Origin of the sequence: Paenibacillus sp. WLX2291, assembly GCF_046603665.1 — a bacterium.
Classification (GTDB): Bacteria; Bacillota; Bacilli; order Paenibacillales; family Paenibacillaceae; genus Saccharibacillus.
In genome coordinates this window covers 3,173,982-3,191,146 of record NZ_CP176755.1, presented here as the reverse complement: position 1 = coordinate 3,191,146, position 17,165 = coordinate 3,173,982, and the positions used below count along the sequence as shown (strand labels likewise).

General features: G+C 47.0%; 12 protein-coding genes. All 12 read left to right on the top strand.

Going from position 1 to position 17,165, the window contains the following annotated elements; translation table 11 throughout:
* The first annotated feature begins 156 nt into the window (after positions 1 to 156).
* Positions 157 to 1,674 (top strand): carboxypeptidase M32, encoded by a 1,518-nt coding sequence (locus tag ACDE64_RS13625; RefSeq protein WP_411347166.1) that lies wholly within the window; start codon positions 157 to 159, stop codon positions 1,672 to 1,674.
* A 600-nt stretch (positions 1,675 to 2,274) separates the two neighbouring features.
* Complete coding sequence (locus tag ACDE64_RS13620; RefSeq protein ID WP_411347165.1) at positions 2,275 to 3,249, top strand: aromatic acid exporter family protein; 975 nt, start codon at positions 2,275 to 2,277, stop codon at positions 3,247 to 3,249.
* 192 nt (positions 3,250 to 3,441) lie between these two features.
* A complete protein-coding gene (locus ACDE64_RS13615; RefSeq protein WP_411342670.1) occupies positions 3,442 to 4,473 on the top strand; it encodes an ABC transporter ATP-binding protein in 1,032 nt (343 codons plus the stop codon).
* Positions 4,451 to 5,377: an ABC transporter ATP-binding protein gene (locus ACDE64_RS13610; protein WP_411347164.1), complete on the top strand. Its 927-nt coding sequence runs from the start codon at positions 4,451 to 4,453 to the stop codon at positions 5,375 to 5,377. The genes ACDE64_RS13615 and ACDE64_RS13610 overlap by 23 nt, the downstream gene beginning before the upstream one ends.
* 19 nt (positions 5,378 to 5,396) lie before the next feature.
* On the top strand, positions 5,397 to 6,365 hold the full coding sequence (opp4B, locus tag ACDE64_RS13605) for an oligopeptide ABC transporter permease (RefSeq protein ID WP_411347163.1): 969 nt from the start codon (positions 5,397 to 5,399) through the stop codon (positions 6,363 to 6,365).
* 75 nt (positions 6,366 to 6,440) lie between these two features.
* Positions 6,441 to 7,340 (top strand): ABC transporter permease, encoded by a 900-nt coding sequence (locus ACDE64_RS13600; RefSeq protein WP_411350296.1) that lies wholly within the window; start codon positions 6,441 to 6,443, stop codon positions 7,338 to 7,340.
* 39 nt (positions 7,341 to 7,379) lie between these two features.
* A complete protein-coding gene (gene opp4A / locus ACDE64_RS13595; protein ID WP_411347162.1) occupies positions 7,380 to 9,188 on the top strand; it encodes an oligopeptide ABC transporter substrate-binding protein in 1,809 nt (602 codons plus the stop codon).
* A gap of 465 nt (positions 9,189 to 9,653) precedes the next feature.
* Positions 9,654 to 12,527, top strand: a complete 2,874-nt coding sequence (gene mutS / locus ACDE64_RS13590) for a DNA mismatch repair protein MutS (RefSeq protein WP_411347161.1) — start codon at positions 9,654 to 9,656, stop codon at positions 12,525 to 12,527.
* A 61-nt stretch (positions 12,528 to 12,588) separates the two neighbouring features.
* Positions 12,589 to 14,976, top strand: a complete 2,388-nt coding sequence (gene mutL, locus ACDE64_RS13585; protein WP_411347160.1) for a DNA mismatch repair endonuclease MutL — start codon at positions 12,589 to 12,591, stop codon at positions 14,974 to 14,976.
* A gap of 24 nt (positions 14,977 to 15,000) precedes the next feature.
* Positions 15,001 to 15,774: a class I SAM-dependent methyltransferase gene (locus ACDE64_RS13580; protein ID WP_411347159.1), complete on the top strand. Its 774-nt coding sequence runs from the start codon at positions 15,001 to 15,003 to the stop codon at positions 15,772 to 15,774.
* Entirely contained in the window at positions 15,771 to 16,760 is a 990-nt protein-coding gene (miaA, locus tag ACDE64_RS13575) for a tRNA (adenosine(37)-N6)-dimethylallyltransferase MiaA (protein ID WP_411347158.1), read from the top strand. The genes ACDE64_RS13580 and miaA overlap by 4 nt, the downstream gene beginning before the upstream one ends.
* Before the next feature lie 90 nt (positions 16,761 to 16,850).
* Positions 16,851 to 17,093, top strand: coding sequence for an RNA chaperone Hfq (gene hfq, locus ACDE64_RS13570; RefSeq protein ID WP_411342662.1), 243 nt, complete (start codon positions 16,851 to 16,853; stop codon positions 17,091 to 17,093).
* Positions 17,094 to 17,165 lie beyond the last annotated feature (72 nt).

Sequence of the window (17,165 nt, the reverse complement as noted above, 5' to 3'; positions counted from 1 at the left end):
ATGTAACATTGATTATAATGTGCGCCAAACAGATCATCAAGCAGTAACGACGATTTGCCGCTCAAAATGTTGTCGTTTGTGCAATAGTTGAGCATAATGAATGTGCAGCAAGATATCATTACATCATCAAACCCATCTATTAAAGGAGACCTGATTATGGATCAAAATGTACAACAGATACTGGAATCATTCCAGCAGCTTGTCCGCAAAATCAGTAGTTACAATGAAGCTCTCGCTCTGCTAGGTTGGGATTTGCGTACAGGTGCACCGCGCAAAGGTGCCGAGCTGCGCGCCGATACGATCGGTGTGCTCGCTACGGAAGCATTTAAACTGTCGATCTCCGATCAGATGGGCGAATATGTGGAGTTTCTGTCTCGTACTGAAATCTCTGAGCAGCTGAGCGACAACGATCGTCGTTCGGTTAAGGAATGCAAAGACGAATACGATCGCAACCGCAAAGTTCCGGCAGAACGTTTTCAAAAGTATGCCAGTCTGACGACGCATGCACAGACAGTCTGGGAAGAGGCAAAACATAAGGATGATTTTGAAGGCTTTGCACCGCTGTTGACCGAGATTGTAGATATGAAGCGCGAATTTATCGGTTACTGGGGAGCGAAAGACACGCGGTACGATACGCTACTGGATATGTTTGAACCAGATATAACGGTAGAGAAGCTGGACGCTGTATTTGATCGTCTAAAATCACGTCTCGTGCCATTACTGCAAAACATTCAGCAGTCTGGTTACACGCCTGAGCATGATTTCCTCAAGCAAAATTACGATCTGCAAAAGCAGGAAGAGATCAGTCACTTTTTGCTGAAAGAAATGGGATATGACTTCGACGCCGGTCGTCTGGACGAAAGTGAGCATCCGTTTGCAACGGGACTGAACCCGGGCGATGTGCGCATTACGACTCACTACTACCCGGATGATCTGCTGAGCGCAATTTTCAGTTCTCTGCATGAAGGCGGACATGCTCTGTATGAGCAAAATATCTCTACCGATCTGGTAGGTACGCCGTTAGCTACGGGTACATCGATGGGCATTCATGAATCGCAATCCCGTTTCTGGGAAAATGTGGTCGGTCGCAGTCGCGTATTCTGGGATCAGTATTATGATAAGCTGCAACAGCTATTCCCAGAACAACTGGCTGATGTAGATAAAGAGCAATTTTACCGTGCTGCTAACCGGGTCGAGAATTCCTTGATTCGGATCGAAGCAGACGAATTGACGTACAATCTGCATATTATCATCCGTTATGAGATTGAGAAAATGCTATTCAATGAAGATCTCGCAGTTGCAGATCTGCCAACCGTATGGAACAGCAAGTATGAGGAGTATCTCGGTATTACGCCGCCTACGAATGCGCTTGGTGTATTGCAGGATGTGCACTGGTCGGGTGGAGACTTTGGATATTTTGCTTCCTATTCACTTGGCAATATGTATGCAGCGCAAATTACGAATACGATGCGTCAAGAGCTGCCACAGTTTGAAGAATGGATCGCAGCAGGCAATCTGTTGCCGATCAAAGAGTGGCTGACTGACAAAATTTATCGTTTCGGCAAAAGCAGAACGCCATTTGAGCTGATTCGTGATATTACTGGGGAAGAGCTGAACCCGGATTATCTGGCAGATTATTTGGAGCAGAAATATACGGATATTTATAGCCTGTAATTGTCTTTAGATCTCTCTATCTCTTTATATCTCACTGAATCTATCTATAATTCTCTATAGATTTCTGTATCTCTCTGTAGTTCTCTTTATCTCACTATAGTTCTCTTAGAATCTTAACGTACAATCTTAATTTAAAAGCCTAACGTGTAGTATCTTCAAAAACCTAAGGTATATCATCTTTGCAACTATGAATTTTTTTGAAACAGAATAGTAATGATATCAACCTTATTGCTACATTCCATAGCTGCTATTGTGAATACGTAAAGTGGAAATAGAGTGAGTGTCCCTGCCTAGTGCGAGGATGCTCACTCTGTTTGTGTATAGACCAACAATTACACAAACGCAAGTGGTGAATGTTAAATATGGAATTATTAGAATGAAAGAAATGGTTACTGGAAAAAATGCTAGTCTATTATTAATAGTAGAAAGTGAACAATGAGATATAGATTCGTCATATGCTGAATTGTTGCAGAATGATTGTCGAAATGTAAGATTGTCCGTATTTTCACGTTGTCGTACCGGGCAAAATGAAGTAGGATAAAAACATTCCAATAGACAATGAATAGATACAGAAAGCGATAGGTAAGGAGAGAAGAACAAATGGGTTTTCGCGTGATCAAGACCGCCATTGCTGCTTTGCTGGCTGTTGTTATAGCTAGCGCTTTAGGGGTGCCCAGCGCAATGTCGGCAGCACTGCTCGCTATTCTGGGAGTGGATGTAACGCGCAAACGCAGTCTGATGACAATTTCGGCGCGTTTTTTTGCATCGCTCATTGGTATGATCTGTGCGTTTGTGTTGTTTTCGCTATTTGGATTTGAGCATTGGGTATTCGCCCTGTACATTTTGGTAGCGTTCCCGCTCATTACAAAGGCGCGGTTCAGTGGCGGAATTGTAACGAGTTCGGTTGTGGTGGTACACATTTATAACGGCGGATTATTGACCATGCATGCGTTACTTGTAGAAGTGGAGCTGCTACTGATCGGTCTCGGCGCAGCGGCGGTCGTGAATCTGGTGTATATGCCGAACCCGCATTCCAAGCTCAATGTGATTCGGATGGAGATTCATGAGCTGATGTCGGCGATGTTTGCCCAGATTGGACGCACGATGGAGAATCCGTCGTATGTGTGGGATGGCAAAGAAGTAATCGAAGCGACGCGCAAAGTAGAGCAAGGATTGGTAGTTGCACGTCGTGAGCTGGAAAATCAGTTCTGGCATCCTGACGAGTCATGGGTCGTTTATTTTCATATGCGCAAGCAGCACCTGGATTCGATTCAAAATATGATGCAGTTGGTTTCGCAGCTGTATTGCAAAATGCCGAATGCTGAGCAGATGGGTGCTATCTTTGAGCAGCTGGCAGAAGATGTGAAGGCACCATACTATACCGGTAAAACGGAAAAGATGCTGGTACAATTTCAGCAGACGTTTGCTACGTTAGATTTGCCGGATACCCGGGAAGATTTCGAAGTTCATTCCGCTACGCTACAGCTCTGCCGCGAGTTGGATCAATATTTGAAAATTTCAAAGCGGGATAAAGGTAGAAACCCCTTGCTAACTCAGGATAATAAGGTAAAATAAGGATAGGACTATAGAAGAAAGCTATCACCTTTATAACAGCAGGTGATAGCTTTTTTGCTAAAATCTTTTAGCCAATTTGAAAAAAAGATAAATTTTATTGACCTGTGGAAGATTATGAATATAAAATGATAACAATCTTACGAGGTTTGTTTACATTGCGTTAAAGTTTGAGATGAGGGGGCAACCAGAATTTTGAACACAGAACCGGTATTGGAAATCAAAGGTCTGACGGTGTCTTTTCGGATCAGGGATAATCATTATCCCGCTGTCGACCAGCTTGATTTGACGATTAACAAGAATGAGGTTTTGGCTATTGTCGGGGAATCCGGCTGCGGAAAAAGTGCATTGGCACTTTCTCTGACACGGTTGCACGATAGCAAAAATACGCGTATCCAGGGCGAGCTGCAATTTAAGGGACAAGACCTGAACAAGCTATCGCCAGGACAGATGAACAAAATTCGCGGTTCCGAGATCGGGATGATTTTTCAGGACCCGCTTACTGCGCTCAATCCATTGATGACGATTGGTAAACAGATTGAAGAAAATCTGGATTATCATACGTCGTTATCGAAGAAGGACAAGACCAAACTTGTGATCGAACTGCTTCAACATGTCAATATTGTTGACCCACAGCGTGTGTACAATCAGTATCCACATGAATTGTCCGGCGGGATGAGACAGCGTATTATGATCGCGATTGCGATTGCATGCCGTCCATCACTCATCATTGCGGATGAGCCGACAACTGCGCTGGATGTAACGATTCAATCGCAAATTCTGGATCTGCTGAAACAATTGCAGGCAGAAACGGAAGCCGGTATCGTTCTCATCACGCATGACCTTGGTGTCGTAGCGGAGATGGCGGATCGCGTTGTTGTCATGTATGCAGGAGAAATCGTAGAAATTGCCAATGTAAACGACCTATTCAGAAATCCGCTTCATCCGTACACTCGTTCCCTGCTGGCTTCTATGCCTGGCGCTAATGCTGGACAGGAAAACCTACACGTTATTCAGGGACGTGTTCCTTCTCTGCAAAATATTCCGCGTGGTACTTGCCGCTTCTCCGAGCGCATTCCGTGGATTCCGCAGACAGCGCATGCTGACAATCCGACCTTGAGTGAGGTCAGTCCACAGCATTGGGTGCGCTGCACCTGCTATCAGCATTTTCATTTTGAAGATGAAGGAAAGGAGCACGTACTGGATGGCATTGCTGGAACTCAATAATTTGAAAGTGCATTACCCGATCAGAGGCGGCTTTTTTGGGCGTGTGGTAAGCCAAGTCAAAGCGGTGGACGGACTGTCCATTCGCATCGAACCAGGCACTACATATGGATTGGTCGGTGAATCCGGCTGCGGCAAGACCACGACTGGTCGCGCCATTATTGGTTTGAACAAAATTACGGACGGCACTGTTTCATTTGAAGGTCAAGATCTGACCCGTATCGCACACAAAAATCAACATCCGCTACGCCGCGATATTCAGATGATTTTCCAAGATCCGTATTCCTCGTTGAACGGCAGAAAACGGGTGCTTGATATTGTCGCTGAACCGTTGCGCAATTTTGAGAAGCTGACGCCTGATGAAGAGCGTCGCCGTATTCAGGATTTGCTGGAGCGTGTCGGCTTGAACCCGGAAGCGGCATTCAAGTATCCGCATGAGTTTTCCGGCGGTCAGCGTCAACGGATCGGGATTGCCCGAGCATTGACACTGAATCCAAAGCTGATCATTGCCGATGAGCCGGTATCCGCGCTTGATGTGTCTGTACAGGCACAAGTACTGAACTTTATGAAAGAAATTCAAAAGGAATTCAAGTTGACCTATCTGTTTATTAGTCATGATCTTGGTATCGTTCGCCACATGTGTGACGAGATCGGTATTATGTATCGTGGCCGATTGGTGGAGCAGGGCAATACAGAAGATATTTACGAAAATCCACAGCATGTGTACACAAAGCGTCTGATCTCGGCGATTCCGAATATCGACCCGGAACAGCGCAAGGAAACTGCTAAACTGCGCCAAAATATTATGTCATCCTATCAAGAAGATCTCCAACAGCTGCTCGATGCGGAAGGCAAGCCGCTTGCGCTGAAACCTATCAGTTCATCACACAAGGTAGCACTACCGTAACGTAAGGGGGACATAAGTAATGTGGAAATTTACGCTTCGCCGTATTCTGATCATGATTCCCCAGTTGTTCGTGCTCAGTGTACTGGTATTTTTTCTGGCAAAAGCAATGCCGGGGGACGCATTAACCGGATTGATTCAAAACAATCCAAACCTGAGTCCGCAAATGATCGCCGAGCAGCGTGAGCGCCTTGGACTCAATGATCCGGCTACCGTGCAATATGCACGCTGGTTAGGCAATTTGTTCAAAGGAGATCTGGGTGTATCGTATGTGCACAAAGTCGATGTAACATATCTGATCGGCAGCCGTCTGGCGAATACATTTTATCTCGGGGTAGCTATTCTGATTCTTACTTATATTATTTCGATTCCGCTTGGTATTCTTAGTGGACGTTATCAGAATAGTCTGCTGGATAAGACGATTACCGGCTATACGTATTTAAGCTTTGCAACACCGTTATTTATCTTTGCACTCGTTGTTGTGTTTGTATTCGGTTTCCAGCTAGGCTGGTTCCCAACGAGCGGTAGTATTGATCCTGGCTTACAGCCGGGTACATGGGATTACTTTGCAAATCGTATCTATCATATGATTCTGCCTGCGTTTGCTGGTGCTTTTGTCAGTACAACGGCAACCATTCAATATTTGCGCAACGAAGTCATCGATACACGACTCAAAGATTTTGTGAAAACAGCGCGTTCCAAAGGTGTGCCGGAATCGAAAGTATATTCTCGCCATATCCTGCGTAACTCTCTGCTGCCAATCGCTGCATTTCTAGGCTACGATCTGACAGCGGTGCTTGCTGGTAATCTATTTATCGAATCCATCTTCGGTTATCCGGGACTGGGACAATTATTCCTGCAATCCATTACACAGCGTGACTTCTCTGTCGTTACGGCACTCGTTATGATCTCCGGTTTACTGGCATTGATCGGTACACTGTTGTCGGATATTATTCTGAGCTGGGTCGATCCGCGTATCCGGATTAGCTAATGCGCGAAGATCGCCGTATCCGGAGCAACGGTTCCGGTATCTGAATATGAACGGAGGAAGAGACTGAGTATGGGAATGCGTGCAGAAACATTTGCTCCTGCTGAAACGATTCAAAAGTCGCCATCCAGCTGGTCGATTCTGACAAGAGAATTGATCAAAGATAAGCTGGCTTTGATTTCATTAGTATTTTTGGCGTTGTTTTTGGTCTTCATTTATGGCTCTACCTTTTTTATTGATCAGGCGACGGTGACCAAAGTCGATCTGATGTCGATCAAGGCAGCACCAAGCGCCGATCACTGGCTCGGTACTGATCTTGCTGGTCGTGATATTTTCGGTCAGGTTGTATTGGGGGCGCGTAACTCGTTTACGATTGGCTTCATGATTACGGTATTGGCTGCTGCGATCGGTTTGACAATCGGTCTGGTTGCCGGGTTTTTCGGCGGTGTGATTGATAACGTCATTATGCGTTTTATCGATTTCATTCTCGTATTGCCATTTCTGATGCTGGTTATCGTATTCGTTACGATTGTACCCAAGTATGATATCTGGGCTTTCATCTGGATTATGACCGCCTTCCTGTGGGTCGGCAAAGCAAGGCTGATCCGTGCCAAAGTACTGGCGGAGAGGGAACTGGACTATGTTCAGGCTTCCAAAACGCTTGGTACGCCAAACTGGAAAATTATCGCGTTTGGCATTCTTCCCAATCTTAGCTCCATCGTCATCGTGAATATGACGCTCAATCTTGCCGGTAATATCGGCATTGAGACCGGTCTTTCTTATCTGGGCTTCGGTTTGCCAGAAGGAACACCGAGTTTGGGTACCATTGTCAGTAATGCGACAGACCCGAACATTTTACAGAATTACTGGTGGATGTGGTTACCAGCATCGCTGCTGATTTTGGTGTTAATTCTGGCGATCAACTTTATCGGTCAAGCGTTAAAACGCGCGACAGATGCCAGACAGCGATTGGGATAATAAATGTAAGGCATGCATATCAAAAGAGGAGGAAGGTTTATGTTGGGAAGTAAAAAGAGAAAACTGAGTACGATATCCATTTTGTTGATTGCATTGGTGTTGGTGCTATCTGCTTGCACGAAGAGTAACACATCGACTGATACGGCAACGACAACGCCGCAAACGAGTGAAAGCACCAAGGATACGGGGAAATTCCCCAAATCGTTGTCGAATCAAGACGCTGCGATTCAAGGTGGTACATTAACGTATGGTCTGGTATCGGATACACCGTTTGAAGGTATCCTGAACCCTGTTTTCTATAGTGGTAACCCTGACTTTGAGGTTATCCAATTCTTCTATCCGTCTCTGTTTGATACAGATGCAAGCTTTAATATAAAAGACGGCGGGGCGGCATCGTTGAGCTTCTCCGAAGATAACAAAACCGCAACTGTAAAAATCGATGACAAACTGAACTGGACGGATGGAAATCCGGTTACAGCAGAAGATTATGCATTTGCCTTCGAAGTGATCGGCGACCCTGACTATGATGGTGTGCGTTACGACTCCACCTTTACCAATATCGCTGGTATGGAAGATTATCATGCCAAAAAAGCAGATTCCATTTCTGGTATTAAAGTCGTAAATGATAAAGAACTGCAAATTACATTTATTAATCCAGATCCAAGTATCAAAGCTGGTCTGTGGTCTTACCCACTGGAGAAAAAAGTATTTGGTGACATCCCAGTTGCCAAAATGTCTTCTTCCGATCCAGTTCGTAAAGATCCAGTCGGTTATGGTCCTTTCAAAATCAAATCGATGGTTACTGGTGAATCCGTTGAATTTGAAGCAAATAAAGAGTACTTCCACGGCGCACCAAAACTGGATGGCGTAAACCTGAAAGTCATCAACCCGAACGTAGTGGTCGAATCGATCCGCTCCGGTCAAGTGGATATGGTGAGTCTGCCAACTAGCCAATATGATGAGAAAACATTGCCTACGAATATCGAACTGTTGGGTAACCAAGATCTGGCGTATTCGTATCTAGGTTTCAAACTGGGCAAATGGGACAAAGCCAAAGGCGAAAACGTAATGGACCCAGATGCGAAAATGGCGAACAAATCGCTGCGTCAAGCAATGGGATATGCAATGAACAATGCACAGGTGGGTGAGCAACTGTACCACGGTCTGCGTACAGCGGCATCTTCCCTGATCATTCCAGCATTCGCTGATTACTATGATGCAGACATCAAAGGTTACACGTATGATCCAGAAAAAGCGAAACAATTGCTGGATGAAGCCGGTTATGTAGACAAAGACGGCGACGGTCTGCGTGAAGATCCAAAAGGCAACAAACTGACGATCAACTTCTCTGCTATGAGTGGTGATAGTGTAGCTGAACCACAAGCTCAATTCTATCTGCAAAACTGGAAAGACATCGGTCTGGATGTACAACTGCTGGACGGTCGTCTACAAGAATTCAACTCGTTCTATGATCGTATTGAAAAAGACGATCCTGAAGTGGATGTGTATTCCGCAGCATGGGGTACAGGTACTGACGTGAACCCAGCAGGTCTGTATGGTCGCGATGCACAGTTTAACTATTCCCGCTACACTAGCGAAGACAATGATAAACTGCTGAAAGAAGGCGCGTCCGAGAAAGCATTTGACGATGCGTATCGCAAAGATGTATACAAACAATGGCAAGAACTGATGGTTGCAGATGCACCGGTTATCCCGACTCTGTACCGTTATGAGCTGGTAGCGATGAACAAACGCGTGAAAAACTACGATATCACATACGGCAGCGGCTACGGCGCTGACGCTTTGGCAGGTATCGAGCTGACTGCGGACAAACCAGTTACACAATAATAGTTACAAGCATTATTTTCAAAATAAGCAAGGATCATGAGAATGATCAACAAGCGAATTATGAATTGGATAACGATGATCGACGGGACCGGGAAGCAGAAGCTTTCCGGTCTTGTTTGTTTGGGAAGAGAAAGTTAAAGAAGCAGTGTGGAGGGGGCAAACGATAGATACTGGATAACAATGGCGGTTGAAATGCAATTCCTACACAAAGATAGAGTCGTAACCGTCAAGCCCTGAGAAGCATAGAACTTTTCAGGTTCTTTCGGTATAATGGATAGACGAACAAGCATTTGCATATGATCGGCGGCACGGAATTCAAGTGGCTGATTATTTTCGCATCCGAAACAGGATAAGGATTCATTCGCACACTGTTGAAAACGATGATTTCACTATGAATAGTATGCGAAGTTGAAGTCCAATCGGTTGATCCTGATGCAGAAATACAGGTTTATATGGAGGGGAATCATGAGTCAATATACACCAATGATGCAGCAGTATCTTGATATAAAGGAACAAGCGCAGGATGCGTTTTTATTTTTCCGATTGGGGGATTTTTACGAACTGTTTTTTGACGATGCGGTTTTGGCTGCCAAAGAGCTGGAGATTACACTGACTGGCAAAAATGGCGGACCGCCGGAACGGATTCCGATGTGCGGTGTGCCTTATCATTCGGCAGACAATTACGTCCATCGTTTGATTGAAAAAGGGTATAAAGTGGCGATCTGCGAACAGGTCGAAGACCCGGCGACAGCAAAGGGCATCGTCAAGCGTGAAATCATTCGTGTCGTTACACCGGGCACGATGATGGAGAGCAAGGCGCTGAGCGACAAGGACAACAACTACATGATCTGTGTCACCGAGCATGATGGCAAAATGGCACTTGCTGCCTGTGATCTATCGACGGGCGAATTGCATGTCACGTCTTCACCAGCATCACAGGAATGGCTACGCGATGAATTGGGATTGTACGAGCCGTCTGAAATCATCGGCAAATTGGAACTGATTGATGACAATTATCGTCAGGCTGCACAATTTGGTCGCAAAATCCTCTACACACCATGGGAAAAGCAGCGCGAAGAGCTGGCACGTCAACAGTTTGGCGAAGCAGCATGGGTACGTCTGGATGAGGAACGTCAAGCATGTATCGCGTTGTTGATCTCGTATTTAAGCGAAACGCAGAAACGTTCTCTCGGTCAACTGACACATATTAGCGCGTATGAGCCGGAAAATTATATGATTCTTGATCCGTTTACTCGCCGCAATCTGGAGTTGGTAGAAACCGTACGTGAACGTTCGCGCAAAGGCACATTGTTATGGTTGCTGGATCGCACAGAGACCCCTATGGGCGGTCGTATGCTGCGTCGTTGGATTGACAAGCCGTTGTTATCGAAGCGTCTCGTGGAGGAGCGTCTGGAAGCGGTAGACAAGCTGCATCACGGATTGATTTTACGTGAAGATCTGCGTAGTCAATTAAAAGGCATTTATGATCTAGAGCGTCTGGTCGGTCGGATCGCATTTGGGACAGCCAATGGACGCGATATGCTGGCACTGCGCGATTCCCTACTGCGTATTCCAAGCTTGCGCGAATTGTGTGCTGAATCTCCGTCTTCAACATTGCAGCAGACGGCTGCTCGCATGGATGAATGTGCGGATCTTGCAGAAGACATCGGCAACGCGGTTGTGGATGATCCACCTATCTCTGTACGTGAAGGCGGTCTGATCCGCAAAGGGTATCATGAGCGTCTGGATGAACTTCGTGAAGCGAACGTGAATGGCAAACGCTGGATCGCCGAACTGGAAGCGGCAGAGCGTGAAGCGACTGGTATTCGCTCACTCAAAATTGGATATAACAAAGTATTTGGCTATTATATAGAAGTGACACGCTCCAATCTGGCGCAGCTGCCAGAAGGTCGATATGAGCGTAAACAGACGCTGGCGAATGCCGAGCGTTTTGTCACACCGGAACTGAAAGAAAAAGAAGCGCTCATTTTGGAAGCGCAAGAGAAAATGGTCGATATTGAGTACGATCTGTTTACAGCGCTGCGTACACGCATTGCGAATGAAGTGACACGGCTGAAGCAGCTTGCTGAGCAAGTAGCAGGTATTGACGTGTATCAGTCGTTTGCAACGGTTAGTGCGGAACGTGGCTTTGTCAAACCGCAGCTGTCTGAACAGTATAATCTGCGTATTGTAGATGGTCGTCATCCGGTTGTTGAAGCGGTTATGAATAACAGTCATTTTATTTCCAATAGTGCGGATATTAGCGAGGATGAAGCTAATATTTTGCTCATTACAGGTCCGAATATGGCGGGGAAAAGTACGTATATGCGCCAAGTTGCCTTGCTATCTATTATGGCGCAAATTGGCTGCTTTGTACCTGCTGGGCAGGCGGAGATTCCGATGGTTGACCGTATCTTTACCCGGATCGGTGCAGCGGATGACCTGATCGGCGGGCAAAGTACCTTTATGGTAGAGATGGCAGATATTCAAGTCATGACGGAGCGCGCAACTCGCCGCAGTCTGATCATTATTGATGAGCTGGGACGCGGAACGTCCACTAGTGAGGGCATGGCGATTGCACAGGCGGTCATCGAGTATGTGCATCACGAGATTGGCTGTAAAGCACTCGTATCGACGCATTTTCATGAATTGGCACATCTGGAGGAAACGCTGGAGCATCTGCGTAACTTCTCCATGGCAGTTCGCGAGAGCGGCGATAAAGTTCATTTTCTACGTAAACTCGTTCCGGGTGCAGCCAGCAGCAGTTATGGTATATACTGTGCGCAGCTGGCAGGCTTGCCGGGCAGCATTATTGATCGGGCTAATATTTTGCTGGATCGGATGGAGCAGGCAGCAACTACGACGGTTGTATCTCATGACGAAGCGGAATCTAACAGTGAACATCGTACCAGCGGATTGAGTCGTGCGTCCTCTACGCATTCGGATGATATGATGGAGCAGCGTTCTACGATTCGCGAAGGCTCGTCCATATATGGTCAGCAGTCTGTCGTGTCTCCTGTATCGCCCGCAGTAGCTGTCATGGATAAGGAGTACCCATTGCCAGAGACTCAGCAATCCGATCTGGAGAAACACGATACGCAGGAAGTGCACACGAAGCTGGATACAACTCCTTCTGAGCAGCCTGCTGCAACGAAACAGCAACAAGAGATTGTACAGCTGTCAATCTTTGGCGAAGAAGAAGTACAGCCACTGAAGATCAAAGAAGATCCGCTTGCCAAGCAAATTATTAGCCAGTTGCAAAATGCCGATCTGATGAATATGACGCCACTACAAGCAATGCAATTTCTAAATGAATTGAAAATGAAGACGATTCGCTAATCATTGGCTGATGCGTGTAACGATATAACTATAGGCTGAATGGGGAAGGAGGAAGATCAATATGGGAAATATCCGTGTACTGGATGAGCATATTGCCAATCAGATTGCTGCTGGTGAAGTAGTCGAGCGTCCTGCCTCTGTCGTCAAAGAACTGGTGGAAAATGCGATTGATGCGCGTGCCACCCGCATTGATGTTCATATCGGTGAAGGTGGCTTGGAGTCGATTCGTGTGCAGGATAATGGGACGGGAATCGCGGCGGATGACTGCGAAACTGCCTTTTACCGTCATGCGACCAGTAAGCTTGCAAATGATCGCGATCTGTTCCAGATTACAAGTCTCGGTTTCCGCGGTGAGGCGCTGCCAAGTATTGCCGCCGTATCCAAAGTCGATCTGTTAACTAGCGCGACCGATGATGGCGCGGGTCGCCGTCTAGTGATCGAAGGTGGTACATTGAAAAGTAATGAAGACGAAGCCGCACCACGTGGTACGGATTTTCGCGTCAATTCTCTCTTTTACAATACTCCAGCACGATTGAAATATATGAAAACGGTCCAGACGGAGCTGGGACATATCTCTGATATTATGTATCGTATGTCGTTGGCACATCCAGAGATTGCTTTTACACTGCGGCATAACAATAATGTGTTGCTTCAAACGCCGGGAAATGGCGATATGTTGCAGGTGATTGCGGCTGTTTACGGTACATCATCTGCCAAAATGGTATTGCCGCTCAACAATGATAATCTAGATTACAGCATTAATGGATATATCGGACGACCGGAGATTGCGCGTGCCAACCGTAATGCGATGTCCGTGATCGTGAATGGACGTTATATTAAAAGTTATATCGTCAATCAAGCAATTCTACGCGCTTATCATACATTGCTGCCGATTAATCGCTATCCGCTCACGGTGCTACGGCTGGAAATGCATCCATCACTAGTCGATGTCAATGTGCATCCTGCCAAAATGGAAGTACGTTTCAGCAAAGAACCGGAGCTGATGATGTTTGTAGAGGAATCGGTTCGTCAAGCGTTGCGGCGCGAGATTCTGATTCCACATGTGACCAAGCAGACGGTGAAGCGCGGTAATAGCGAATCCGTTATTCAGGAGCAGTTTAGCTTCCCACGTCCGCCGGTATCCAATGATGCGTATGCGGGCAATGATCTGTTCACTGCGCCTTCATCTTCATCGACTCCATTGTCACCGAGTGGAAATGTCGGCTCCGATCTTCCGCGTCAGCAGATTGCACAGGAGGATATAGGCGAACTGGATGCTCCCTATGTGCCGCCGCTAGGCGATCATGATCTACCGCCAGAACCGGGACAGCCTGCTCCACAGTGGAATGAACAGACCGAAGGAGAGCAAGCATCTGCTGCACGTCATACTTCACTGCATGATAGTATTCCGGCAGCCACAGAGAATCGTGCAACATCGTCTCCGACAATCCGCGAACAATTGCCGCATCCTGAGTATGCCAAGGCAGAAGAGCAGGCGCCATCTGGCGCTTCCCGTGCGACCGATACGAAGAATGGAACAATTAATAATGAAAATGGAAAACGTACGAACGAAGCTTCCATTCAAACAGCAGCATCAGGTGCCGATTCGCTGCCTGTACCAGACGCTGATCTTGGTGCATCGTCGAACCGGCCAGCGACTTCTGCCAAAGGAGACTATCCATCTTCGGCAGCAACTACAGCAGAGCAGCCATCTGGCATTCGGGAGCGCGAACGTGCATATCAGCCAGATTATAAACGCTCATCCGGTTCAGGAACGTCTGCACGTCAACCACAGCGTCCAGGCAATGCCAATCGCGGTATTCCGGCAGAGATGCTCTACGGAACTGCCGAAGAGCCGCAGCAACCGGAATTTCCAGAGATGACGTTGATTGGACAGCATCACGGTACGTATTTGATTGCACAAAATGAAGAAGGCTTGTTCCTCATTGACCAGCATGCTGCACATGAACGGGTGAATTACGAATTTTATTACAACAAGTTCGGTCAGCCAGAGGAAGCTTCACAAGAGCTACTCCTACCGATTACGCTGGAATTTACTCGTGCAGAAGCGGATAAGCTCAAAGATCGGCTGCATTGGTTTGAACGGGTGGGCGTATATCTGGAGCACTTTGGCGGACAGACGTTCCGTGTTTGTGCATATCCTTATTGGTTCCCCAAAGGCGAGGAGCAGCGCGTCATTCAGGAAATGACCGAATGGGTGCTGAGCGAGCGCAAGATCGACCTGTCCAAGCTGCGTGAGCAAGCGTCCACGCTCTGCTCATGCAAAGCATCGATCAAAGCCAATCAGCGCTTGACTGAAGCGGAGGCGCAGGCACTACTTAATCGGCTGGCTGCTTGTCATCAGCCGTATACATGTCCACATGGACGCCCAATCGTTGTATCCTTTTCCAGCTATGATCTGGAGAAGCTATTCAAGCGTGTGATGTAAAGATGAAGAATGGAGAATGAATGTATGTTGATTACAACTGGCGATGATCCGTCTGCCATAACCGAGGCACGCGCCCGGAAGCTAGCAGCAGAGTTCGCCGTTTCCTATATTCCGCGTAAAGGGCGCTCTGTTGCCCGTATGGCGGCTCAATACGATGATCCTGACATTATCGTATTAGTAGAGAAAGAAACGCGTCTTGCCCGTCCTGGCGAGTCTGCGATGTTTTTCCATCCTAGTATGGCGTTTGTACGCGCCAAACGGTTGCTCAAAGGGGAAGAGGACGTCATGATTGCGACGTCCCGGCTAACGCCTGGCGATTCCGTGTTGGATTGTACTGCTGGACTAGGATCAGATTCGCTTGTATTTTCGCTGGCAACCGGGTCTTCTGGCACAGTTACTGCATTGGAATATTCAAAACCACTTGCCGCGCTTCTGACGGAAGGTCTTCGCACGTATGAAAGCGGACTGCTACCAGTCGATGAAGCGTTGCGGCGCATTCGTGTGATTCCGCAGGATCATACGTCTTACTTGAGCAGCCTGCCGGACAAGAGCGTCGATATCGTTTATTTTGACCCGATGTTCCGTGAGGCACTGCATGAATCGGCTGCTATCGCGCCGTTGCGAGGGTTTGCTAACAATGATGCGCTGGATCAACAATGCATCGAACATGCTATACGTGTCGCACGTAAAACGGTGATGCTAAAGGAAAAATGGGACAGCCCTGAATATGAACGCCTTGGATTTGAACGCATCCGGCGCAAAAAATCCAAAATAGAATACGGAGTGATCTATGTATGACTATCCGACCAGACCAGACAGCAGAGAAACCGAAGCTGCTCGTGCTGATCGGGCCGACAGCCGTCGGCAAAACCGCTATCAGTATCGAAATCGCCAAACGTTTTGGCGCCGAAATTATCTCCGGTGATTCTATGCAGGTATACCGTGGTATGAATATCGGTACAGCAAAAATCAAACGTGAAGAAATGCAAGGGATTCCCCACCATTTGATCGACATTCATGATCCGCACGAACCATTCTCCGTTGCCGAATTTCAGCAGCGTTGCCGTGAGTTGATTCCCGATATTAGCAGCCGTGGCAAACTGCCTTTTATCGTCGGAGGCACAGGTTTGTATGTCGAATCGGTCAGCTATGAGTTCCAGTTCAGCGACAGCGGAGCGGATGAAGAGTTTCGCCGTGAGCAAGCGGAATACGCCGAGAGTCACGGCGCGCAGGCACTGCACAAACGACTCGCTGCCGTTGATCCGGAATCCGCAGCCCGTCTGCATCAGAACGACCAGCGGCGCATTATCCGCGCGTTGGAAGTTCATCATTTAACCGGGATCAAGCTTTCCGATCAGCTATCGGGTCAGAGCAGAACGTCGCCATACGAATTGTGCATCGTCGGTTTGACAATGGATAGGGAAATGCTATATAAACGTATTGAAGCACGGATTGATCAGATGCTGGATGAAGGTTTGCTGAACGAGGTTCAGCATCTGCTGAATCAGGGATACACCCCCGGAATGGTAGCGATGCAGGGATTGGGGTACAAGGAGATCGCCGCTTATCTATCAGGCGGCATGAATCTGCAAGAAGCGGTCGTGCTATTAAAGCGTGATACGCGGCGTTTTGCCAAACGCCAACTGTCCTGGTTCCGCCATATGCGCGATATACACTGGGTTGATGTGAGCGATGTGAACAACCAAGAAGAGCATATTGAGAAAGTATATGACATCGTAGCAGGAAATTTGTACCGGGACAGGGAATATACTTCAACAACTTAAATCGCATTTCTGCACTATCAGCAGCAACTTCTTTATTCCAATTGAGCATTGAGCCAATGCTGAATTAATAATCACTTGGGGGTACGGTTAATGAACAAGTCTATTAATATTCAGGATACTTTTTTAAATCAATTGCGTAAGGAAAATATTCCGGTCACCGTATATCTTGTGAACGGCTTCCAGATTCGCGGCACGATCAAAGCGTTTGATAACTTTACGATCATGGTAGACAGTGATGGTCGTCAGCAAATGATCTACAAACATGCAGTATCCACATTTACACCTTCACGCAATGTATCCTTGATGCCACAGGATAACCAAAGCGAGAACTAAGTGGGTTCGCTGCTCAAAACAGAGACAGAGACAGTAGAATGAAACTTTTGTGCTTCATATATCGTCTTATAC